This window comes from Xanthomonas sp. SHU 166, assembly GCF_000364685.1.
Taxonomy (GTDB): domain Bacteria; phylum Pseudomonadota; class Gammaproteobacteria; order Xanthomonadales; family Xanthomonadaceae; genus Xanthomonas_A; species Xanthomonas_A sontii.
In genome coordinates this window covers 1-22,866 of sequence record NZ_AQOJ01000727.1, presented here as the reverse complement: position 1 = coordinate 22,866, position 22,866 = coordinate 1, and the positions used below count along the sequence as shown (strand labels likewise).

Here is a 22,866-nt window from a genome sequence, read left to right as displayed (position 1 = left end):
GCCCGCCGCTGCACTGGCGGCGGCCGCAGGCGCGGTCGAAGCCAGCCAGGCGGCAAAGACCGCGCCATGAAGGCCGTGATCTGCCACAACCCGGAATGCGGCACCTCGCGCAACACCTCGCCCTGATCCGTCACGCGGGAGCACTCCCACAGGTCGTCGAATACCTCAAGATGCCTCCAAGCCGGAAGCGACTTGTGGAGCCGATCGCCGCATCCGGGCTGACGGCACGAGAGGTTCTTCGGGAGAAAGGCACGCCGTATCACTCGCCGAAGCTACGGCATCCCGAGTTGACGGACAGCGACCTGCTGGACGCGATGCTGGAAGGCGAGCCGGAACACGACCGAAATGCCAAGCCTGCTTCAGGGCGCGCCGATCAGCCAGCGCCGCCCACGAAGGAGGTCACCTCACTCCCACTCGATCGTCGCCGGCGGCTTCCCCGAAATGTCGTAGACCACCCGCGAGACACCGCGCAGTTCGTTGATGATGCGGTTGCTCACCGTGCCGAGGAAATCATAAGGCAGGTGCGCCCAGTGCGCGGTCATGAAGTCGATGGTCTCCACCGCGCGCAGCGCGATCACCCATTCGTAGGCGCGGGCGTCGCCGACCACGCCGACCGACTTCACAGGCAGGAACACAGCGAAGGCCTGGCTGGTCTTGTCGTACAGGTCGGCCTTGCGCAGTTCGTCGATGAAGATCGCATCGGCCTTGGCCAGCAGTTCGGCATACTCGCGCTTCACTTCGCCGAGGATGCGCACGCCCAGGCCGGGGCCGGGGAACGGGTGCCGGTAGACCATGCTGCGCGGCAGGCCGAGTTCGACGCCCAGGCGCCGCACTTCGTCCTTGAACAGTTCGCGCAGCGGTTCGACCAGGCTCAGCTTCATGTGCTCGGGCAGGCCGCCGACGTTGTGGTGGCTCTTGATGACGTGGGCCTTGCCGGTCTTGCTGCCGGCCGACTCGATCACGTCCGGGTAGATGGTGCCCTGCGCCAGCCACTTGGCGTTGCGGAGCTTGTTCGACTCTTCGTCGAAGATCTCCACGAACAGGTTGCCGATGATCTTGCGCTTGGCTTCCGGGTCGCTGACGCCGGCCAGCGCCTGGAAGTAGCGGTCGGCGGCGTTGACCCGGATCACCTTGACGCCCATGTGCTCGGCGAACATCGCCATCACCTGGTCGCCCTCCTGCCAGCGCAGCAGGCCGGTGTCGACGAACACGCAGGTCAGCTTGTCGCCGATCGCCTTGTGCAGCAGCGCGGCGACCACCGACGAATCGACACCGCCGGACAGGCCGAGAATCACCTCGTCGTCGCCGACCTGGGCGCGCACGCGGGCGATCTGGTCGTCGATGATGTTGGCCGCGGTCCACAGCGTGGCGCAGCCGCACACGTCGACCACGAAGCGGCGCAGCAGGGTCTGGCCCTGCAGGGTGTGGGTGACTTCCGGATGGAACTGCACGCCGTACCAGCGCTTGGCCTCGTTGGCCATGGCCGCGACCGGTATGCGGTCGGTGACGGCGGTGATGGTGAAGCCCGGCGGCACCTGCGACACGTGGTCGCCGTGGCTCATCCACACGTTCAAACGCGACGCGCCTGCGTGATCGGTCAGCCCGGAGAACAGCGCATCGGCAGCGACCACTTCGACCTCGGCGTGGCCGAACTCGCGCTGATCCGCCGCTTCGGTGGCGCCACCGAGTTGCGCGGCCAGGGTCTGCATGCCGTAGCAGATGCCGAAGATCGGCAGGCCGCTGTCGAACACTGCCTGCGGCGCGGCCGGCGCGCCCGGCAGCGTGGTCGATTCCGGGCCGCCGGAGAGGATGATGCCCTTGGCGCCGAAGCCGGCGATCTCGGCCGGATCGTGGTCCCACGCCCAGATCTCGCAGTACACGCCCAGTTCGCGAATGCGCCGCGCGATCAACTGCGTGTACTGCGCACCGAAATCGAGGATGAGGATCTTGTCGCTGTGGATGTTGGTCATCTGGGGCCGGGATTGGGGATTCGGGAGTCGGGATTCGCAAGAGCGGGTGGCCGCGCTGCGCACGGCCGGTGGAGACGCGGCGGGCGACGAATCCCCAATCCCGACTCCCCAATCCCGCGCATGGGCATCAGCCCATGCGATAGTTCGGCGGTTCCTTGGTGATCTGCACGTCGTGGACGTGGCTCTCGCGCTGGCCGGCACCGGTGATGGTGACGAACTTGGGCTTGGTGCGCATCTCTTCGATGGTGGCGCAGCCCACGTAACCCATGGTCGCGCGCAGGCCGCCGATCAGCTGGTGGATGATGCCGCTGAGCGGACCGCGGTACGGCACGCGGCCTTCGATGCCTTCCGGCACCAGCTTGTCGGCATCGGAGGCATCCTGGAAGTACCGATCCTTGCTGCCCTTCTCCATCGCGCCCAGGCTGCCCATGCCGCGGTAGCTCTTGTAGCTGCGGCCCTGGAACAGTTCGACTTCGCCCGGGGCTTCCTCGGTACCGGCGAACAGGCCGCCGACCATCACCGTGGAGGCGCCGGCGACCAGCGCCTTGCCGATGTCGCCGGAGTAGCGGATGCCGCCGTCGGCGATCAGCGGGATGCGGTCCTGCAGCGCCTCGGCGACCATATCGATCGCGGTGATCTGCGGCACGCCGACGCCGGCGACCACACGCGTGGTGCAGATCGAACCCGGACCCACGCCGACCTTGACCGCGTCGGCGCCGGCGTCCATCAGTGCCAGCGCGGCGTCGCCTGTGACGATGTTGCCGCCGATCACCTGCAGCTGCGGGTAGGTCTTCTTGACCCAGGCCACGCGGTCGATGACGCCCTGCGAATGGCCGTGCGCGGTGTCGACGATGACCACGTCCACGCCGGCAGCGGCCAGCAGTTCGATGCGCTGCTCGGTATCGCCGCCGACGCCCACCGCGGCGCCGACCAGCAGCCGCGTGGCGGCGTCCTTGGCGGCGTTGGGGTTGTCGGTCTTCTTCTGGATGTCCTTGACCGTGATCAGGCCGCGCAGCTCGAAGCCGTCGTTGACCACCAGGATCTTCTCGATGCGGTGGCGGTGCAGCAGCTGCAGCACTTCCTCGTCGCTGGCGCCTTCGCGCACGGTGACCAGGCGATCCTTCTTGGTCATGATGTGGCGGACCGGATCGTCGAGCTTCTTCTCGAAGCGCATGTCGCGGCTGGTGACGATGCCGACCAGCTCGCTGCCGTCCACCACCGGCACGCCGGAGATGTTGCGGGCGCGGGTGAGTTTGAGCACCTCGCCGATGGTGGTCTCCGGACCGACCGTGAACGGCTCGGTGATGACGCCGGCCTCGAACTTCTTGACCTTGGCCACTTCGGCCGCCTGCTGCGCCGGGGTCAGGTTCTTGTGGATGATGCCGATGCCGCCGAGCTGGGCCATGGCCACCGCCAGGCGGTGCTCGGTGACCGTGTCCATCGCGGCCGACAGGATCGGCAGTTTCAGGCGCAGGTCGCGGGTCAGCCGGGTTTCCAGGCTGACGTCCTTGGGCAGGACGGTCGAATGGGCGGGGACGAGCGAGACGTCGTCGTAGGTGAGAGCTTCAGCCTGGATGCGCAGCATCGGCGGACCCGAGTGTGGGGAAGCGCGGCATTTTAACGCATTTGGGGCGGGGATTGGGGATTCGGGAGTGGGGATTCGTCAAGACCGGCCCCCTGCGCGGTCGGACCGTTTGCCTCTCTTTCAGCAGGGCGATCTCGACGGACTGCCGATCCCGCATGCAAACCGGAAAGGCCGCGCATGCGCTTTTGCTCCGCCTTTAACGAATCCCGAATCCCGATTCCCAAATCCCGCGCAGCCTTCAACGAATCCCGAATCCCGAATCCCGACTCCCCGCCGCCTCAGCGGCCTCGATCGTGTTCTGCATCAGCGTGGCCACGGTCATCGGCCCGACCCCGCCCGGTACCGGCGTAATCCAGCTGGCGCGCTGCGCCGCCGCGTCGAAGCCGACGTCGCCGACCAGGCGGCCGTCGTCCAGGCGGTTGATGCCGACGTCGATCACCACCGCGCCAGGCTTGACCCACTCGCCCGGGATCAGCCCCGGCCGGCCCACCGCCACCACCAGGATGTCGGCATCGCGCACCCGCGCCTGCAGCACCTCCGGCGGGGTGAACTTGTGGCAGCAACTGACCGTGCAGCCAGCGATCAGCAGCTCCAGCGCCATCGGCCGGCCGACGTGGTTGCTGACGCCGACGATGGTGGCATTGCGCCCGCGCACCGGCTGGTCGGTGTGCGCCAGCAGGGTGACGATGCCGCGCGGCGTGCACGGGCGCAGGCCGAATTCGCGCAGCGCCAGGTGGCCGACGTTCTCCGGATGGAAGCCGTCCACGTCCTTGCGCGGATCGATGCGGTGGATCAGCCGGCTCGCATCGGGGATGCCCGGCAGCGGCAACTGCACCAGGATGCCGTGGATCTTGGGATCGGCATTGAGCCGGTCGATCAGCGCCAGCAGTTCGGCTTCGCTGGTGCCCGCCGGCAGGTCGTAGTCGAACGCCTCGATGCCTACCTTCTCGGCCGCGCGGCGCTTGTTGCGCACGTACACCGCCGAGGCCGGATCGCCGCCCACCAGCACCACCGCCAGCCCGGGCCGCGGTTGCCCGGCCGCCAGCCGCGCGTCGACCCGCGCCTTGAGCTCGTCGAGCAGGTCTTCGGCGATGCGCCGCCCGTCGAGGATGCGGGCCGGGACGGAGGAGACGGGCGCGGAATCGGTCATCGGGGCGGGCGGGTGTAGAGTCGGGGGATGTCCATTGTCCCCGATTCCGCCATGACCGACACCACCCGCATCGAGGCCGCCGCCTTCCGCCGCCTGCTGCAGCACCTCAACCAGGACCGTCCCGACGTGCAGAACATCGACCTGATGATTCTGGCCGGGTTCTGCCGCAACTGCCTGGCCGACTGGTACCGCGAGGCGGCGGCCGCCGAAGGCGAAGACCTCAGCAAGGAACAGGCGCGCGAGCGCGTCTACGGCATGCCGTTCGCCGACTGGAAGGCGCAGCACCAGGCCGAGGCCACACCTGAGCAACTGGCCGCCTTCGCCGAGGCGCAGCGCAAGCACGGCTAGCGATGCTGCGTTACACCGCGATCGCGGCGGCCATTCTCGCCGCGGCCTATGTACTGGTCTGTGCCTTGCTCTACCTGGGCCAGCGCGACCTGCTGTACTTCCCGCAGGGCACGCGGGTGGCACCGGCGCAGACCGATTTCGCGCTGCGTCGCGGCGCGGACGTGGAGCTGCGCGGCTGGCAGGTCAATCCCGGTCGCGACAAGGTGCTGCTGTACTTCGGCGGCAATGCCGAGGATCTGCGTTTCGCACGCGCGCAGTTGCAGGCCGCCCTGCCCGACCACAGCCTCTACCTGCTCGCCTACCGCGGCTACGGCGCCAGCGACGGCAAGCCCAGCGAGACCGCACTGGTCGGCGACGCGATGGCGCTGTACGACCACGTCCGCGCCGCGCAGCCGCAGGCACAGATCGCGGTGCTGGGACGCAGCCTGGGCAGCGGCGTGGCCAGCCAACTGGCGGCACGCCGCGCGGTGGCGCGACTGGTGCTGGTCACACCGTTCGATAGCCTGGTGTCGGCGGCGCAGGCGCACTACCCGTGGGCGCCGGTGCGCTGGCTGCTGCGCGATCGCTACGACTCGGCGCGCGCCTTGCGCGCCTATCGCGGCCCACTGCTGATTCTGCGCGCCGGCCGCGATCAGGTGGTGCCGCCGGCCAGCACCGATGCACTGCTCGAGGCCCTGCCGCAAAGCCCGACCGTGGTCGCCTTCGCGCAGGCCGACCACAACGACATCAGCGACGATCCGGGCTACGTTCGGGCGCTGCAGGCGTTCCTGCGCTGAGGCGGCATCGCTCGGGCGGGGTACTCGAAAGGTACGCGGGAGTCGACTGTCATGCAGCCACGACGCGCGAAGTGCTGTGTGCTTCCGAAAGCGCAATGCGTCGGGACTGAAGTCCCTCCCACGGTGCATCCGGCGGGCTCGTCGCAAGTCCCTGTCGGTTCCCACACGGGCACCGCACACAATGCTGCCTTGCCGTGGCTAATCGCCGCGACGCGGCTCGCCGGTCTCGACCGGCACGCCTTCCGGATTGAGCGTGCGGCTCTCGCGCCGTGGCGGCGTGAACGGAGTCGGGGTCGGCACCACTGGGGTGATGTTGCCGTACATCAGGCCCCTGCCAGCACGCACGTCGCCGGCGGCGATCTCCAGTTCCAGCCGCTCTGCATCGCGGCGACGGATCTCGCGGGCGATGGAGCGCGCCTCGCTCTCGTCCATGCCCAGTTCGATCAGCGCGGCCTGGCCGAATTCCACAGCCGATTCGAAGGTCTCGCGGATGTGGTAATCCACGCCAGCGGCGATCAGCTCCAGCGCGTGCTCGCGGTCGTAGGAGCGCACCAGCAGCTTGGCCTGCGGAAACTCGGTGGTGGCCAGTTCGACGATGCGGTTGGCCGCTTCGCGGTTGTCCACGCACACCGCGATGGCACGGGCGCTGTGCGCGCCGGAGGCATGCAGCACGTCCAGACGCGTGCCGTCGCCGTAGTAGATCTTGAAGCCGAACTTGGCCGCGCTCTGGATCATCTCGATGTCGTTGTCGATGATGGTCACGTCCACGTCGCGCGCCAGCAGCGACTGGCTGGCGACCTGGCCGAAGCGGCCGAAACCGATGATCAGCACGCTGCCGGTGAGGCCGTCGGCCGCATCCACGCCTTCCATCGATGGCGCCTCCACCGGCGCCCAGCGCCGGTACAGCAGCACGAACAGCGGCGTCAGCGCCATCGACAGCACCACGATGGCGGTCAGGTTGGCATTGATCTGCGCGTCGATGACGCCGGCACCGCTGGCGGCGGCAAACAGCACGAAGGCGAACTCGCCGCCCTGCGCCATCAGCACGCCGCGATCCAGCGCCTGCGCATGGCCGCTGCCGGTGAGCCGCGCGACCAGATAGATGCACGCGGCCTTGGCCGCCATGAAGGCAAGCACACCGCTGAGGATCAGCGTCCAGTTGGCCGCCACCACCGCCAGGTTCAGCGCCATGCCGACACCGAGGAAGAACAGCCCCAGCAGGATGCCGCGGAACGGTTCGATGTCGGCTTCGATCTGGTGGCGGAAGGTCGATTCGGACAGCAGCACGCCGGCCAGGAACGCGCCCATTGCCATCGACAGCCCGCCGAGCTGCATCAGCAGCGCCGCGCCCAGCACCACCAGCAGGGCGGCCGCGGTCATCACCTCACGCGCCTTGGCCGCCGCCAGCAGCCGGAACAGCGGGTTGAGCAGCCAGCGCCCCGCCGCCAGCAGGCCGACGATCGCCGCGGCGCCGATACCGATGCCGATCCAGCGCGACGGCGCAGACGCGTCCGCCGGCACCGGCGCCATCCACGCCACCACCGCCAGCAGCGGCACGATCAACAGGTCCTCGAACAGCAGGATCGCGACGATCTTCTGCCCCGCCGGCAAGGCGATGTCGCCGCGCTCGCCGAGCAACTGCATCACCACCGCGGTGGAGGTCAGCACGAAGCCGGAGGCCGCGATGAAGGCCGCCGGCAATGGAAAGCCAAAGGCCAGTCCGACCCCGGTCAGCACGCTCGCGCAGACGATGATCTGCGCGGTACCCAGGCCGAAGATCTGCTTGCGCAGGCTCCACAGGTGCGAGGGCCGCATTTCCAGGCCGATCACGAACAGGAACATGACCACGCCCAATTCGGCGACGTGCAGGATCGCCTGCGGATCGGAGAACCAGCCCAGGCCGAACGGCCCGATCGCCAGGCCGGCGGCGAGATAGCCGAGCACCGAACCCAGGCCGAGCCTGCGAAACACCGGCACCGCCACCACGGCCGCGCCGAGCAGCGCCACCACCTTGATCAATTCGCTGCTGTCGGCTGCACTGGTCATGCGCCGATTCTACGCACAAGGCCGCAGCATCCCCATGGAGCGGGATGCGACATGAGACGCGGCGCACTGCGTGCTGCGCGCAAGGAACTTCTTGTGCGACATGCAAGCGGTCGCGCGCTGTGTGCCGCACCCTCACCCCAACCCCTCTCCCGACGGGAGAGGGGCTTGAGCGTGCGCGATGCTGCTTCAGCCATCGAGATCTCCCCTCCCTTCTCCCGCCGGGAGAAGGTGCCCCGAAGGGGCGGATGAGGGTACGGATGCCGCCGCGGGCAACGACAGCTAGTAGCAGCTAACCCTCAGCCCCACAGAACCGCGCGTAGTCGATATAGCCAGGGAACGGCCGCTCCGGCGCACACAAGGGACACTGCGGATCGGCGGACAGGCGGGTTTCGCGGAAGCGCATCGCCAGGGCATCGAAGTGCAGCAGGCGGCCGCGCAGGGGTTCGCCGATGTCGAGCAGCAGCTTCAAGACCTCGTTGGCCTGCAGCAGGCCAACGATGCCGGGCAGCACGCCGAGGACGCCGGCGTCGGCGCAGCTCGGCGCGAATTCCGGCGGCGGCGGCTCCGGGAACAGGCAGCGGTAGCACGGTGCCTGCCCGCGCCGACGGCCGGCGTCGAACACGCTGACCTGGCCCTCGAAGCGCTGCACCGCGCCGTACACCAGCGGCTTGCGCAGCTTCACGCAGGCATCGTTGAGCAGGTAGCGCGCGGGAAAGTTGTCCGAGCCGTCCAGCACCACGTCCACGTCCTGCAGCAGCCGCTCGACGTTGTCCGCGGTGACCCGCTCACGCACCGCCTCCACCCGCACGCCCGGATTCAACGCGCCCAGGCTCGCCGCAGCCGACTCCACCTTGGCCTGGCCGATCCGCGCATCGCCGTGCAGGATCTGCCGCTGCAAATTGCTGCGCTCGACCACGTCGTCGTCGGCGATACGCAAGTGCCCCACCCCGGCCGCGGCCAGGTAGAAACCGGCCGGCGAGCCCAGGCCGCCGGCACCGACCAGCAGCACGCGCGCGGCCTGCAGCCGGCGCTGGCCCTCGACCCCGACTTCGGGCAGGCGCAGATGCCGCGAATAGCGGTCGAAGAAGTCTTCCTGCTCCGGTTCCAGCGCCGGCCGCTGCAGCGGCAAGCCTTCGCGCTGCCAGCGCGTGGTGCCGCCCAGCACGGAAGCGACCTGGGTGTAACCGGCCTGCTCCAGGAACAATGCGGTGTCGTGCGAACGCTTGCCGCTCTGGCAGATCAGCAGCACCTCGGTGTCGGCGCCAAGATAGGCCGCCGGGTCGGCCTGCAACTGCGCACGGGCCACGCCCTGCGCGCCGACGGCCATGCCGGTGGCACGCTCGTGCTCCTCGCGGATGTCGATCAGGCGCGCGCCCTGCGCCTGCCGCGCCTGCGCCTGTGCCGGGGTCAGTTCTCGAATGCCCATGCGCGCATTATCGGCGCAAACCGGTTCCGCGTCCGCTGTCGACGGCGCGGCTGAAGGAACCTCGCGACGCGCTTGCCCGGGAACGCCCCGTCCCGCTGAAACCATTCCCACAGGCATCCTGTATCCGGCTTGATGATGTTGGATGCAGGTGCTTAGGGGGTGCCCTCAGTACGGCACCACCTCGACCACGTCGCCGGCCTGGAACTGGCGCGCGCCCTCCTCCAGCCGCAGCAGCACGTCGCTGTCGGCGGCGCCGCGCAGGCGATGCGAGCCGTCCGCGGGATTCGGCTCCGCCCACAACTGGCCGTGGGCGTCGCAGCGCATGCGCCCGCGCAGAAACTCCAGCCGGTCGTGGCGTTTGTCCCAGCCGGCCGCCAGCCGGGCGCGCCAGGCCCGATGCGGCTCGCTGCGCCGCTGCAACGCATCCAGCAACGGTCGGCCGATCGCCAGGAAGGTCGCCAGCACCGACACCGGATTGCCCGGCAGGCCCAGGAACAGGGCGCGGTCCCACTCGCCGAACAGCAGCGGCATGCCCGGGCGCATGCGCACCTTCCAGAACAGGATGCGGCCGTGCTCGGCCAGCAGCCGCGGCAGGTAGTCCTTCTCTCCGGCAGAGACGCCGCCGCAGGTCAGCACCACGTCGAACGCCGAGGCGGCGTCGGCGAGCATGGTCTGGATGCACTGCGGATCGTCCGGCAGGGTCGGCCACGCGGTCGGCGCCAGGCCGAGCAGGCGCAGCTGCGCCATCAGCATGTCGCGGTTGCTGTTGTAGATCTGCCCCGGCTGCAACGGCAGGCCCGGCTCAACCAGTTCGTCGCCGGTGGCGAACACCGCCACGGTCGGCCGCGCCGCCACCATCAGCTGGTCCACGCCCAAGGCCGCGGCCAGGCCGATGCGCGAAGGCGTCAACAGCATGCCGGCCTCGAGCACACGCTCGCCGGCGCGCACGTCTTCGCCGCGCGACCGCACATGCGCGCCAGCGGCGAGCCCGTCCGGCACCTGCACGAGGCCATCGCGCTCGTGCACGTTCTCCTTGATCACCACCGTATCGGACCCGGCCGGCAGTGGCGCGCCGGTCGTGACCCGCAGGCATTCGCCGGGCGCGAGCGCCTGGTGCCGATCGGCGCCGGCGAACTGCTCGCCGGCCAGCCGCAAGTCGGTCGCCGCCCCCGGGGTCAGATCGGCATGGCGCAGCGCGAAGCCATCCATCGCGCTGTTGGCGAACGGCGGCAGGTCGATCGGCGCATCCAGCGGCTCCAGCAGGATGCGGCCATCGGCACGCGACGCTGCAAGGCGCTCGCTGTTGACGGGACGGGCACGCGCAGCGGCAGCGACGATCGCCAGCGCGTCGGTGTAGGCGATCCGGGAGGGATAGTCGGTCATGGTGGCGGCAGGATACCCGCTGCAGCCAGGTCCTGCGGCGTGTTCAGATTGCCCAGCACAATCTCCGGCAGCGGCACCGGCCGCATCCGCAGGCGCTGCTGCAAGGCACGCGGCGCATACCGACCCGCCGCCAGCCCCTCCTCCAGCGCCGGGCGCAGCGCGGCCAATCGGTACAGCGCCACCAGCGGCTGCGCGCCGGCGGCATCCTCGACCCAGGCGCCATCGCACTCGTCAGCGGCTGCGGCTGCGGCCAGCACCGCAGGCAGATCACGCGGCAACACGCAGATATCGACCGGCACGGTCAGCAGCCAGGGCGTGGCACAGGCGGCGGCAAGCGCGTCAAGCCCGGCGATCGGTCCCAAGGAACGTTCCGCCCCGGCCGGTGCCGCGACGCGGTCCGGCACGGCCTGCAGGCCGATGGCGGCATAGCGCGGCAAGCTGCGGTTGGCGCTGACCAGCACTTGGGCGACCTGAGGCGCCAGCGCCTGCACCAGCCATTGCACCTGCGCCTGCCCGTCGCGCTGCAGCCAGGCCTTGTCGCATCCGCCCAGGCGCTGCGCGCGGCCACCGGCGAGAATGCCCAGGGTGATCGCGCGCCGCATATCCATCGTGCGGCTACTTGCCGCGGACGTGCTTCATCAGGCGCCGCTTCTTGGCGATCTGGCGCTCGGTCAGCACGTTCTTCTTGCCTTCGTACGGATTGGCGCCTTCGCGGAACATGAAGCGCACCGGCGTGCCGACCAGCTTGAAGCGCTTGCGGAAGAAGTTCTCCAGGTAGCGCTTGTACGACTCCGGCAGCACCTTCAGGCGCGTGCCGTGGACGATGAAGGTCGGCGGATTGCTGCCGCCCGGATGCACGTAGCGCAGCTTGGAGACGTGGCCGCGGATGCTCGGCGGCGGATTGCTCTCGTAGGCGATTTCCAGCGCCTGGTTAACTTCGCTGGTGCTGAACTCGCGCACCGCCGAAGCGTGCGCGCGATGGATCGCCTGGAACAGCTCGCGCAGGCCCGAGCCATGCTTGGCGGAGATGCGCACCGCCTCGGCCCAACTGACGAAGCCGAGCTTGCGCGACAGCAGGTCTTCGGCCTGCGCACGCTGGTAGTCGCTCTGCCCGTCCCACTTGTTGATCGCCACCACCAGGGCACGGCCGGCATCGAGGATCGCGCCGAGCACGGTCGCGTCCTGATCGGTCACGCCCTCGCCGGCATCGAGCATCAGCACCGCCACCTGGCACTGTTCGATCGCCTGCAGCGTCTTGAACGCGCTGAACTTCTCCACCGCCTCCTCGACGCGACCGCGGCGACGCAGGCCGGCGGTGTCGATCAGCCGGTACAGGCGGCCGTCGCGCTCCAGGTCCACCGCGATCGAGTCGCGGGTGGTGCCGGGCACCTCGGAGGCGATCATGCGCTCCTCGCCCAGCAGGCGATTGACCAGGGTCGACTTGCCCACGTTCGGGCGGCCGACGAAGGCGATGCGCATGCGCGCCGGATCGGTGTCCAGGGTCTCGCCGGCGCCCTCTTCCGGCAGCCGCTCCAGGACCTCGTCGAGCAGGTCGTCGATGCCGTGGCGATGCGCGGCGGAGACCGCGATGGCGTCGCCGAGGCCGTAGCGAGCGAACTCGGCGCGCACCTGGTCCTCGTCGGTGCCGTCGATCTTGTTGATCAGCAGCAGGGTCGGCCGCGCCAGCTTGCGCAGCCAGGCCAGGATCTCGTCGTCGAGCGCGGACGATCCCTCGCGACCATCGACCACGAACAGGATCAGGTCGGCCTCGCCGGCGGCGGCGCGCGCCTGCTCGGCGGTGGCGCCGGCCAGGCCTTCCTCTTCGCCGGAGATGCCGCCGGTGTCGACGATCACGAACGGGGTGTCCGGCTGCAGCCGGCATACCCCGTAGTGGCGGTCGCGGGTGACGCCGGGCTGGTCGTGGACCAGCGCGTCACGGCTGCGCGTCAGCGCATTGAACAGCGTGGACTTGCCGACATTCGGCCGTCCAACCAGGGCGACCAGCGGCAGCATCGCGACATCCTTCTCTTGTTATTGACCCAACCGGAACGCGGTCAGGTCGCCTTTCGTGTTCTGCATCAGCAGGATCCCGTCCGCGACCACCGGCTGCGCCACCAGCGGCTTGCGGCCGACCCGCTCGCGCGCGGCGAACTCGCCGTTGTCGAGCCGGAGCCAGTGCAGATAGCCCTTGTAGTCGCCGACCACGGCGTAATCGCCCTGGATCGCCACGCCGGTCAGCGACCGGCGCGCCAGCCCCGGCTGCGACCACATGGCCGATCCGGAGGCCTTGTCCAGCGCCCACACGGTGCCGGCGTTGTCGGCCACCACCACGTTGCCGGAACTGACGCCGACACCGCCGGCGCCGCCATGATCGCGGTTCCACAGCGGGCGGCCGCTCGGGCCTTCCAGCGCCACCGTCTCGTTCTTGAAGCTGGTCGCATACAGCGTGGTACCGTCGAGCACCGGAGCGCCGTCGACGTCGGCCATGCGCTCCAGCTCGGTGCGGCCTTCCGGCACGCCGATGGTCTGCTCCCACAGCACGCGGCCGTCCTGCATCGCCAGCGCGGCCAGCGTGCCGTCGTCGTTGCCGATGAACAGCACGCCCGGACCCGCCACCACCGGCGCATTGCCGCGCACGGTCAGGCTCGGCAGTTCCTGCGCATTGAACCAGCGCTGCTGCCCGGTCGCCGCATCGAAGGCGGTGGTGCGGCCGTCGTTGCTGCGCACGAACACCATGTTCTGCGCGATCACCGGCGCGGCGATCACTTCGTTGGGCACCTTGGCGCGCCACTTCTCGGTGCCGTTGGCGGCATCGAGCGCGATCACGGCGCCGTCCAGCGCACCGACGACCACCAGGCCGTCGCCCACGCCCGGGCCACCGGCAAAGCGCGGCAGCGGACGCTTCTTCTCGAGCCGCTTGCGCTCCTTGGCCTGCTGCTTCTCGTTGCGCAGGCGCTGCTTGTAGGCGGCGCGCTCGTCCTTGGACAGGTTCTTGCCGGACTCGCTCTCGACCTGGCTCTTCGGCTGGTCCTCGGCCTGCGACAGCTGCTGCTTGCGCGCCTGCTTGGCGTCGTATTCCCAAATGGTCTTGCCGGTCTGCAGATCCAGCGCGTACACCGTGCCGGAGGTCGCGGCCGCATACACCTTGCCGTCGGCGACTACCGGGCGCTGACGCACGCCGATCTGGCGCTCACCCTTGCCGGCGTCGGTGGACCACAGCTTCACCACCTTCACCGACGGGGTGAACTTCACCAGTTCGGCCGGCTCGGCGGCTTTCTTGGCGGCCGCATCCTTGCCGGCGAACCAGCCCTTGACGGTGGTGCAGCCCGACAAGGCCAGACCCAGCAGGGCCACGGTGGCGACACGCTTGAACATGACTACCTTCATCAGATCGGCTCCGCGGCATTCGGCACGCTGCCGCCCGCATCCATCAATTTCGTTTCGACCACGCGCCGCTGCGGCGAGGCCACGTCCAGGCTGGTGAGCGCCTTGGCGTACGCATCGCGCGCCGCCTCGCGCTTGCCCTGCGCGATCAGCGCATCGCCGCGAATCTCCAGACCCTGCGAATCGGTCGCCGAGGCCACCAGCGCCAGCGCGTCCTGCGGCTTGCCGCCGGAAATCAGCAACCGCGCCACGCGATGGTCGACCAGCACCTTCATTTCGCCGTCGGCCTTGAGCGCGCGCAGCGTGGTCAACGCGGCATCGGACTTGCCGGCATCGACCTGCGCCTTGGCCAGGCGCAGCGCCGCCAGTTCGGCGTAGATGTTGGTCGAGCCCTGCTGCAGTTCGGCCATGTCCTTGGCCGCCTTGTCCAGCTGATTGGCCTGGATGCTCTTGAGCACCGCTTCGTAGCGGGTATTGGCCTGGGCCAGATCGTTGGACCGTTGCTTGGTCCACCACTGCCAGCCGATGATCGCGCCAAGGCCCAGGACGATGCCGCCGATCAGGCCGGCGCCGTTCTTCCTGAGCCAAGTGCGGACGCGTTCGCTTTGTTCGTGCTCGTCGAGCAGGTCGTCAATCGCCATGCGTACTCTCGCCCCGCCGCTGCGACGGGACATGAAATGTTGAAGATGAGGAACCGCGCCGCCGTCACTCGGAGGCGGGCACCACGGAACCGTCAGAGGATACCGCAAAGCGCGCCACGTTCGCGCGCCTGAACGGGGTCAGATCCACGGTACTCCCGGATTGCTGAACCTGGACCGCGGAGGCATTGCCCAGCACCACACGTCCGACCTGCCCCGGCGCGTACGTGCGGGTCTCGCCGGCCTTCAGCAGCGCCTTCTCCACCGGCGTGCCGTCGGGCGCGAGGATCTGCACCCAGCTGTCGCCCTGGAACGACAGGCTCAGACTGTTCTTCTCCGGCTCTGCCGCCGGACGCGGCATCGGCGTCAGCGAAGCGATGTACGGCGCCGCGGCGCTTGGCGCCGGACTCTTGGCAGCCGGCGTGGTCGGCACCGGCGCAGCGGCACCGTTGGCCGGCGTCGCCGTCGCGGCAGCGGTCGTGCCCGGCGTGCCCGGCACCACGTCCAGCGAGGCGGTGCTGGGGCCGTTGTCGTCGGCGAAATGGCTACGGGTGGCGTACCACACCGGCACCGCCAGTCCGGCGGTGATCACCACGTAGACCATGCGCCGCGTGGCGCTTTCGAGCATGCGCCGCAGCGGCGGCGTATGCGTGTGGCTGATCAATTCGACCGGCTGCACCGGCGCGATCTGCGCGGTCTGCAGCAAGGGCTCCAGGTCCACGCCGAGCAGGCGCGCGTAGCTGCGCAGCTGCCCGCGGACAAAGACCGGCGCGCCAAGGCGCTGCCACTGCTCCGACTCGAGTGCCTGCACCACATGCACCGGCATGCGCAGTCGGCTGCCGACGTCGTCGATGCTCAGGCCGGCCGCTTCGCGCGCTTCGCGGAGCTGTTGCCCGCAGCCTTTGGCGCCATCGAAAGCGTTCGGATTGGAATCACTGATCACAATGCACTAGCCCCGGGTGTCGTGGTCGCGGCGTCGGGAAACTCCTTGCGCAACCGCTGTTGGTAACGGCCGGCGGCAGCCTTGTCGCCCAGCCTTTGCTCAATCTGAATAGCAAGTTGTAACACGGAAGCGGTGGCAGGCGCAGCCGCCAGACGCCGCTCGGAGAAGGCCCGCGCCTCGAAAAAGCGCCCTTGCGCGACCTCGTTGCGGGCCATCGCCTCGAGTGCGTACGCGTTGTCCGGATCCAGCTCCAGCGCCTTGCGCAGGTCGCGCTCGCCACGCTCGCGCTGGCCGACCTGCAGTGCGCAGCCGCCGGCGTTGGCCAGCGCCGAGGCCGGCGTGGCGTAGTCCTGCAGCGCGAGCGCGCGGTCGAACCAGGCCAGCGACTCCCCCGGCGAGCCGTTCGCGCACAGCCAGGCGCCGTAGTTGTTCAAGGTCGCGCCGTTGCTCGGCGCCAGCTCGGCGGCCTTGCGGTAGTACCCGCCGGCGGTCGCGGCATCGCCCTTGCGATCGGCGACCACCGCCAGCACGGTCAGTGCGTCGACCGAGTCGGCGTCCACTGCCAGCGCCTTGCGCGCATGCGTCTGCGCTGCGTCCAGGTCGTTGGAGGCAAGCCCGTTGGCGGCCAGGCCCAGTTGTTCCTGCAAGGCCACGCGCGACTTCACCGCGCGGCTGTCGCGGAAGGAATAATGCGGCTGCACCTGTTCGGCGGTGCGCACGGTGCCGGTCTTGGCAGCGATCCAGTTGCAGCCCGGCAAGGCCAGCACTGCGATCGCCACCACCGCGATGAAACGCCCTTGGCTACGCCGCCGCATCCCGATCCGCCCGCGTCTGCAATTCGCGCTTGAACTCGGCCTGCCGGCGGGTACGGTCCATGACCTGCCCCTTGAGCTGCCCGCAGGCCGCATCGATGTCGTCGCCGCGCGTGCGCCGCACCATGGTCAGCACCTGTGCGTCCAGCAGGATCTTCTGGAATGCACGGATCTCGGTCTCGCCGGAGCGCTCGTAGCGCGTGCCCGGGAACGGATTGAACGGGATCAGGTTGACCTTGCCGGCGTTCGACGCCTGCACCGCGTTGTCGAACTGGCGCATCAGCCGCGCCAGTTGCCGCGCATGCTCGGGCTGGTCGTTGATCCCCTTCATCAGGGTGTATTCGAAGGTCACCGACTCGCGGCGCTTGTTGGCGCGCAGGTAGCGCGCACAGGCGTCCATCAGTTCGGCGATCGGGTACTTCTTGTTGAGCGGAACCAGGGTCTCGCGCAGCGCGTCGTTGGGCGCATGCAGCGACACCGCCAGCGACACGTCGCTCTCGCTGGACAGGCGGTCGATCTGCGGCACCAGGCCCGAGGTGGACAGGGTCACGCGCTTGTTGGCCAGGCCGTAGCCCAGGTCGTCGCGCATCACGCTCATGGCGCGCACGACGTTGTCGAAATTCATCAGCGGCTCGCCCATGCCCATCATCACCACATTGGTGAGGCGGCGCATTTGGTGCGGCACGTTGCCCAGATGCCGCGCCGCCACCCACACCTGGCCGATGATCTCGGCGGTGGAGAGGTTGCGGTTGAATCCCTGGGTGGCGGTGGAGCAGAAGGTGCAGTTGAGGCCGCAGCCGACCTGCGAGGACACGCACAGCGTGCCGCGGGTCTTGTCGGGGATGTAGACGGTTTCGATCGCGTTCTTGCCGTCCACGCCCATCGCCAGCAGCCACTTGTGGGTGCCGTCGGCGGAAGGCTTGTCGAACACGATGTTGGGGACGACGACCTCGGCATGCTGCTGCAGCTTGGCGCGCAGCGCCTTGCCGAGGTCGGTCATCTGGTCGAAGTCGGTGACGTAGCGGTGGTGGATCCACTTCATCACCTGGTGGGCGCGGTAACGCGCTTCGCCGAGGGTCTCGGCGAAGAAGCGCTCCAGCCCCTCGCGATCGAGGTCGAGCAGATTCTGCTTGGCCGCCGCGCCGGTCCGCACGGGATCGGCGATGGCCAAGGGAGGATGGACGACCTCGTTCACGACGACCTCGCTTAGCGCGAAACCACTTCAGTGGCGGCGAAGAAATACGCCACTTCGTTGGCGGCGTTCTCGACCGAATCCGAGCCGTGCGCGGCGTTGGCGTCGATCGAATCGGCGAAGTCGGCGCGAATGGTGCCCGGCGCGGCGTCCTTCGGGTTGGTGGCGCCCAGCAGGTCGCGGTGCGCGGCCACGGCGTTCTCGCCTTCCAGCGCCTGGATCATCACCGGGCCGGAGATCATGAACTCGACCAGCGCGTTGAAGAACGGACGCTCGCGGTGCACGGCGTAGAAGCCCTCGGCCTCGCGGCGCGACAGCTGCTTGTACTTGGCGGCCACGACCTTCAGGCCGGCCTTCTCGAAGCGCGAGTAGATTTCGCCGATGACGTTCTTGGCGACGGCATCGGGCTTGATGATGGACAGGGTGCGCTCCAGCGCCATGGGAAGTTCTCCGTTGGGCGGGCCACTGAAGGCCCGAGGTTAACATGAAAAAAACCCGCGTCAAAACGCGGGCTTAGCCAGAATTGCGATGGACAATTCTATCCAATCGGCGCCGGCTTTGCACGGCCGGCCCTGAATCGTGCTGCAAAGCAGCATGACGCGCCCACCGCCCAGGCCTAGACTCAAACAATCGTTTGATTGATTCTGGCGGCCGCATGGCAAAGCAAGCGCACTTCTCGACCAAGGACCGCATCCTCAGCGCGGCCGAGGAACTGTTCGCGCAACACGGCTTTTCCGGCACCTCGCTGCGCCAGGTCACCAGCCAGGCCGACGTCAACATCGCCGCGGTGAACTACCACTTCGGGTCCAAGGAAAACCTGGTCAACGAGGTGTTCCGGCGGCGCATGGACGAGATGACCGCCGCGCGCATGGCGCAACTGGAAGCCGCGCAGCGGCAGCATCCCGGCCAGCTCGGCCCGGTGCTGGCCGCCTTCGTCGAGCCGGCCCTGGCGATGGCCCAGGAGCGGCAGAGCGGCGGCGCCTTCGTGCGGGTGATCGCCCGCGCCTACGCCGAGAACAACGACAGCCTGCGCCAGTTCCTGTCCGACCATTACGGTCACGTGCTGCGCGAGTTCGGCAAGGCCATCGCCGCCTGCGTGCCCGGGCTGAGCAAACAGGAACTGTACTGGCGCCTGGATTTCCTGGCCGGCGCCCTGACCTACGCCATGGCCGACTTCGGCCTGATCAAGCGCCCCGCCGGCGTCAGCGAGGGCGCGCACCGCGCCCACGCCGCCCGCGAACTCATCCGTTTCGCCGAAGCCGGCTTCCTAGCCCACTCGGCTCCCTGATCCCGCAAACGTTGACCCACAGAGGCTGATCGCTATGTCCAATCCCCTGCTCGTCCGCCGTGCCGCCGTCCTGGGCGCGGGCGTGATGGGTGCGCAGATCGCTGCGCACCTGACCAACGCCGGCGTCGACACCGTGCTGTTCGACCTCCCCGCCAAGGAAGGCCCCGCCGATGGCGTGGTGCTCAAGGCGATCGCCAACCTGACCAAGCTCAGCCCGGCGCCGCTGGCCAGCACCGCGCTGGCCGAGGCCATCACCCCGGCCAACTACGACTCCGGCCTGGAGCAGCTGCGCGGCTGCGACCTGATCATCGAAGCCATCGCCGAGCGCATGGACTGGAAACAGGACCTGTACAAGAAGATCGCGCCGTTCGTGGCCGACCATGCGGTGCTGGCCTCCAACACCTCCGGCCTGGGCATCAACGCCCTGTCCGACGTGCTGCCGGAACAGCTGCGCCACCGCTTCTGCGGTGTGCACTTCTTCAACCCGCCGCGCTACATGCACCTGGCCGAGCTGATCCCGGCCAAGCACACCGAGCCGGCGGTGCTGGAAGGCCTGGAAAGCTTCCTGGTCACCACCCTGGGCAAGGGCGTGGTCTACGCCAAGGACACCCCCAACTTCATCGGCAACCGCATCGGCGTGTTCTCGATCCTGTCCACCATCCACCACACCGAGCAGTTCGGCCTGGGCTTCGACGAGGTCGACGGTCTCACCGGCCCGCTGGTCGGCCGCCCCAAGTCGGCGACCTACCGCACCTCCGACGTGGTCGGCCTGGACACCATGGCGCATGTCATCAAGACCATGGGCGACACCCTGCCGAACGATCCGTGGCATGCCTTCTTCAAGGCGCCGAAGTGGCTGGAGGCGCTGATCGGCAAGGGCGCGCTGGGCCAGAAGACCGGCGCCGGCATCTTCCGCAAGGTCGGCAAGGACATCGTGGTGCTGGACCTGCAGAAGCAGGACTACCGCCCGGCCGACCGCGCCGCCGCACCGGAAGTGGTCGAGATCCTGAAGATCAAGAACCCGGCCGAGAAGTTCGCCAAGCTGCGCGAGAGCCAGCATCCGCAAGCGCAGTTCCTGTGGGCGACCTTCCGCGACCTGTTCCACTACAGCGCCTACCACCTGGCCGACATCGCCGAGACCGCGCGCGACGTGGACCTGGCGATCCGCTGGGGCTACGGCTGGGCGCTGGGTCCGTTCGAGACCTGGCAGGCCGCCGGCTGGAAGCAGGTCGCGCAGTGGATCGCCGACGACATCGCCGCCGGCAAGAGCATGAGCAGCGCGCCGCTGCCGAACTGGGTGTTCGATGGCCGCGACGGCGTGCACGCCGCCGAAGGTTCGTACAGCCCGGCGCGCGACGCCAAGCTGCCGCGCTCGGCGCTGCCGGTGTACAAGCGCCAGCGCTTCCCCGATCCGCTGCTGGGCGAGAAGTTCGCGCAGGGCGAGACCGTGTTCGAGAACGACGGCCTGCGCATGTGGCACGACGGCGACGACATCGCCGTGGTCAGCTTCAAGACCAAGATGAACACCGTCTCCGACCAGGTGCTGGATGGCCTTCAGGAAGCGGTGGGCCGCGCCGAGAAGGACTTCAAGGGCTTGGTGCTGTGGCAGCACAAGGAACCCTTCTCCGCCGGCGCCGACTTGGCCGGCGCGCTGGGCCTGCTGCAGGCCGGCAAGGTCGATGCATTCGAGGCGATGGTCGCCAACTTCCAGGCCACCAGCCAGCGCATCAAGTACTCGCTGGTGCCGGTGGTCGCGGCGGTGCGCGGGCTGGCGCTCGGCGGCGGTTGCGAGTTCCAGATGCACAGCGCCAAGACCGTGGCCGCGCTGGAGAGCTACATCGGCCTGGTCGAGGCCGGCGTGGGCCTGCTGCCGGCCGGTGGCGGCCTCAAGGAGATCGCGGTGCGCGCGGCGCAGGCGGCGGGTCCGGGCGGCGACGTGTTCGCCGAGCTGAAGAAGACCTTCGAGACCGTGGCCATGGCCAAGGTTTCCACCTCGGCGGTCAACGCCAAGGAACTGGGCCTGCTGCGCGGCACCGACAAGGTGGTGTTCAACAGCTACGAATCGCTGTACATCGCCAAGGCCGAGGCGCGCGCCCTGGCCGAGGCCGGCTATCGCCCGCCGCTGCCGGCGCGACGCATCCAGGTCGCCGGCGACGTCGGCATCGCCACCTTCAAGATGCTGCTGGTCAACATGCTGGAAGGCCGCTTCATCAGCGAATACGACTACGAGATCGCCACCCGCATCGCCACCGTGCTGTGCGGCGGCGAGGTCGACCGCGGCGCGCTGGTGGACGAGGAATGGCTGCTCAAGCTCGAGCGCAAGCACTTCGTCGAACTGGCCCAGCAGGAAAAGACCCAGGCGCGCATCGGGCACATGCTCAAGACGGGTAAGCCGCTTAGGAACTGAGAATCGGGAATGGGGAATCGGGAATGGAAACGCATTCCCGGCTCCTCCTTCTCCCCCTAATTTTCTGCCGGAAATAGGACTGCTGCAGATCGCGCGAATCGCTTCACGATTCCCGACTCCCCATTCCCCATTCCCGGCTTTCGGAGAAAGCCATGAGCAAACAGATCCAGGAAGCCTACATCGTCGCCGCCACCCGTACCCCGGTCGGCAAGGCGCCCAAGGGCATGTTCCGCAACACCCGTCCCGACGACATGCTGGCGCACGTGCTGCGCGCGGTGGTGGCGCAGGCACCGGGCATCGACACCTCGCGCATCGACGACGCGATCATCGGCTGCGCGATGCCCGAGGGCGAGCAAGGCATGAACGTGGCGCGCATCGGCGTGCTGCTGGCCGGCCTGCCGAACTCGGTGGCCGGGCAGACCATCAACCGCTTCTGCTCCTCGGGCATCCAGGCGGTGGCGCTGGCCGCCGACCAGATCCGCCTGGGCAACGCCGACCTGATGCTGGCCGGCGGCACCGAATCGATGTCGATGGTGCCGATGATGGGCAACAAGGTCGCGCTGTCGCCGAGCGTGTTCGCCGACGACCACGTGGCCATCGCCTACGGCATGGGCATCACCGCCGAGAAGGTGGCCGAGGAATGGAAGGTGTCGCGCGAGGACCAGGATGCCTTCGCCCTCGCCTCGCACCAGAAGGCCATCGCCGCGATCGCCGCCGGCGAGTTCCGCGACGAGATCAGCCCCTACGAGATCCTCTCGCACCAGCCCGACCTGGCCGGCAACGTCATCGCCCTGCGCAAGAAGCTGGTCGATACGGACGAAGGTCCGCGTCCGGACAGCTCGATCGAAGGCCTGGCCAAGCTGCGCCCGGTGTTCCGCAACGGCCAGTTCGGCGGCAGCGTCACCGCCGGCAACTCCTCGCAGATGAGCGACGGCGCCGGTGCGGTGCTGCTGGCCTCCGAGCAGGCGATCAAGGACTACGGGCTGACCCCGCTGGCTCGCTTCGTCAGCTTCTCGGTCGCCGGCGTGCGTCCGGAAGTGATGGGCATCGGCCCGATCGAGGCGATTCCGAAGGCGCTCAAGCAGGCCGGCCTGAGCAAGGACCAGTTGGACTGGATCGAGCTCAACGAAGCCTTCGCCGCGCAGTCGCTGGCGGTGATCCGCGACAGCGGCCTGGATCCGTCCAAGGTCAATCCGCTGGGTGGCGCCATCGCCCTGGGCCATCCGCTCGGCGCCACCGGCGCGATCCGCACCGCCACCCTGGTGCACGGCCTGCGCCGCCACAAGCAGAAGTACGGCATGGTCACCATGTGCATCGGCACCGGCATGGGCGCGGCGGGGATCATCGAAGCACTGTAAGCGCGCGGCGCCCTCTCCTCATCCGGCCATGCGGGCCACCCGACGGGAGAGGGGAGCAGTACACAGCCCCTCTCCCACCGGGAGAGGGGTTGGGGTGAGGGTACGGCGCGAAGCGACTCGCGATGCAAGGCAGCGCTGGGTTTCGTTGTACGTAGCGGCA

General features: G+C 68.7%; 19 protein-coding genes and 1 pseudogene. 6 read left to right on the top strand and 14 right to left on the bottom strand.

Translation table 11 applies throughout. The features are described from left to right. Positions 1 to 66: 66 nt before the first annotated feature. Positions 67 to 320, top strand: a pseudogene (locus D180_RS24670) (ArsC/Spx/MgsR family protein); the annotation flags it as partial. Positions 321 to 404: 84 nt separating this feature from the next. Here the strand turns inward: D180_RS24670 and guaA are convergent. The 3 genes from guaA to folD all read right to left on the bottom strand — a co-directional run bounded on the left by guaA (position 405) and on the right by folD (position 4,705). After that, positions 405 to 1,970, bottom strand: a complete 1,566-nt coding sequence (gene guaA / locus D180_RS17020) for a glutamine-hydrolyzing GMP synthase (RefSeq protein WP_017913746.1) — start codon at positions 1,968 to 1,970, stop codon at positions 405 to 407. A gap of 127 nt (positions 1,971 to 2,097) precedes the next feature. Next, entirely contained in the window at positions 2,098 to 3,555 is a 1,458-nt protein-coding gene (gene guaB, locus D180_RS17015; RefSeq protein WP_017913745.1) for an IMP dehydrogenase, read from the bottom strand. A gap of 238 nt (positions 3,556 to 3,793) precedes the next feature. Further along, complete coding sequence (folD, locus tag D180_RS17010; protein WP_017913744.1) at positions 3,794 to 4,705, bottom strand: bifunctional methylenetetrahydrofolate dehydrogenase/methenyltetrahydrofolate cyclohydrolase FolD; 912 nt, start codon at positions 4,703 to 4,705, stop codon at positions 3,794 to 3,796. 51 nt (positions 4,706 to 4,756) lie between these two features. Here folD and D180_RS17005 point away from each other — a divergent pair, with 51 nt between their 5' ends. Both D180_RS17005 and D180_RS17000 read left to right on the top strand, forming a co-directional pair. After that, entirely contained in the window at positions 4,757 to 5,053 is a 297-nt protein-coding gene (locus D180_RS17005) for a DUF1244 domain-containing protein (RefSeq protein ID WP_017913743.1), read from the top strand. A gap of 2 nt (positions 5,054 to 5,055) precedes the next feature. Next, complete coding sequence (locus D180_RS17000) at positions 5,056 to 5,829, top strand: alpha/beta fold hydrolase (RefSeq protein ID WP_017913742.1); 774 nt, start codon at positions 5,056 to 5,058, stop codon at positions 5,827 to 5,829. A 198-nt stretch (positions 5,830 to 6,027) separates the two neighbouring features. Here D180_RS17000 and D180_RS16995 read toward each other — a convergent pair whose 3' ends face one another. From D180_RS16995 to ndk, 11 genes are all read right to left on the bottom strand, one after another. Continuing rightward, complete coding sequence (locus tag D180_RS16995; RefSeq protein ID WP_017913741.1) at positions 6,028 to 7,875, bottom strand: monovalent cation:proton antiporter-2 (CPA2) family protein; 1,848 nt, start codon at positions 7,873 to 7,875, stop codon at positions 6,028 to 6,030. Positions 7,876 to 8,164: 289 nt separating this feature from the next. Next, positions 8,165 to 9,301 (bottom strand): molybdopterin-synthase adenylyltransferase MoeB, encoded by a 1,137-nt coding sequence (gene moeB, locus D180_RS16990; RefSeq protein WP_017913740.1) that lies wholly within the window; start codon positions 9,299 to 9,301, stop codon positions 8,165 to 8,167. A gap of 165 nt (positions 9,302 to 9,466) precedes the next feature. After that, positions 9,467 to 10,684, bottom strand: coding sequence for a gephyrin-like molybdotransferase Glp (glp, locus tag D180_RS16985; RefSeq protein WP_017913739.1), 1,218 nt, complete (start codon positions 10,682 to 10,684; stop codon positions 9,467 to 9,469). Continuing rightward, a complete protein-coding gene (locus tag D180_RS16980; protein ID WP_043091223.1) occupies positions 10,681 to 11,292 on the bottom strand; it encodes an NTP transferase domain-containing protein in 612 nt (203 codons plus the stop codon). Before D180_RS16980 ends, glp begins: the two co-directional genes overlap by 4 nt. Positions 11,293 to 11,299: 7 nt before the next feature. Continuing rightward, the gene (gene der, locus D180_RS16975) at positions 11,300 to 12,697 is read right to left on the bottom strand and encodes a ribosome biogenesis GTPase Der (RefSeq protein ID WP_017913737.1); all 1,398 of its coding nucleotides are present in this window, start codon (positions 12,695 to 12,697) and stop codon (positions 11,300 to 11,302) included. A gap of 18 nt (positions 12,698 to 12,715) precedes the next feature. Next, complete coding sequence (gene bamB / locus D180_RS16970) at positions 12,716 to 14,071, bottom strand: outer membrane protein assembly factor BamB (protein ID WP_017910712.1); 1,356 nt, start codon at positions 14,069 to 14,071, stop codon at positions 12,716 to 12,718. Then, on the bottom strand, positions 14,071 to 14,709 hold the full coding sequence (locus D180_RS16965) for a tetratricopeptide repeat protein (RefSeq protein ID WP_017913736.1): 639 nt from the start codon (positions 14,707 to 14,709) through the stop codon (positions 14,071 to 14,073). Before D180_RS16965 ends, bamB begins: the two co-directional genes overlap by 1 nt. Before the next feature lie 64 nt (positions 14,710 to 14,773). Next, positions 14,774 to 15,649 carry a RodZ domain-containing protein gene (locus tag D180_RS16960; RefSeq protein ID WP_017913735.1) on the bottom strand — a complete coding sequence of 292 codons (876 nt, stop codon included), beginning with the start codon at positions 15,647 to 15,649 and terminating at the stop codon, positions 14,774 to 14,776. Next, entirely contained in the window at positions 15,646 to 16,437 is a 792-nt protein-coding gene (pilW, locus tag D180_RS16955) for a type IV pilus biogenesis/stability protein PilW (protein WP_198526577.1), read from the bottom strand. Before pilW ends, D180_RS16960 begins: the two co-directional genes overlap by 4 nt. A gap of 13 nt (positions 16,438 to 16,450) precedes the next feature. Continuing rightward, entirely contained in the window at positions 16,451 to 17,632 is a 1,182-nt protein-coding gene (gene rlmN, locus D180_RS16950) for a 23S rRNA (adenine(2503)-C(2))-methyltransferase RlmN (RefSeq protein ID WP_017910708.1), read from the bottom strand. A 35-nt stretch (positions 17,633 to 17,667) separates the two neighbouring features. Continuing rightward, positions 17,668 to 18,093 (bottom strand): nucleoside-diphosphate kinase, encoded by a 426-nt coding sequence (ndk, locus tag D180_RS16945; RefSeq protein ID WP_002812972.1) that lies wholly within the window; start codon positions 18,091 to 18,093, stop codon positions 17,668 to 17,670. Between the two features lie 215 nt (positions 18,094 to 18,308). Between ndk and D180_RS16940 the strand changes: the two genes are divergently transcribed. The 3 genes from D180_RS16940 (at position 18,309) to D180_RS16930 (ending at position 22,706) form a co-directional block, all read left to right on the top strand. Continuing rightward, entirely contained in the window at positions 18,309 to 18,941 is a 633-nt protein-coding gene (locus D180_RS16940) for a TetR family transcriptional regulator (protein WP_010342898.1), read from the top strand. 34 nt (positions 18,942 to 18,975) lie between these two features. Beyond that, the gene (locus D180_RS16935) at positions 18,976 to 21,348 is read left to right on the top strand and encodes a 3-hydroxyacyl-CoA dehydrogenase/enoyl-CoA hydratase family protein (RefSeq protein WP_017913733.1); all 2,373 of its coding nucleotides are present in this window, start codon (positions 18,976 to 18,978) and stop codon (positions 21,346 to 21,348) included. A 152-nt stretch (positions 21,349 to 21,500) separates the two neighbouring features. Beyond that, the gene (locus tag D180_RS16930; RefSeq protein ID WP_017913732.1) at positions 21,501 to 22,706 is read left to right on the top strand and encodes an acetyl-CoA C-acyltransferase; all 1,206 of its coding nucleotides are present in this window, start codon (positions 21,501 to 21,503) and stop codon (positions 22,704 to 22,706) included. The last annotated feature ends 160 nt before the right edge of the window (positions 22,707 to 22,866 follow it).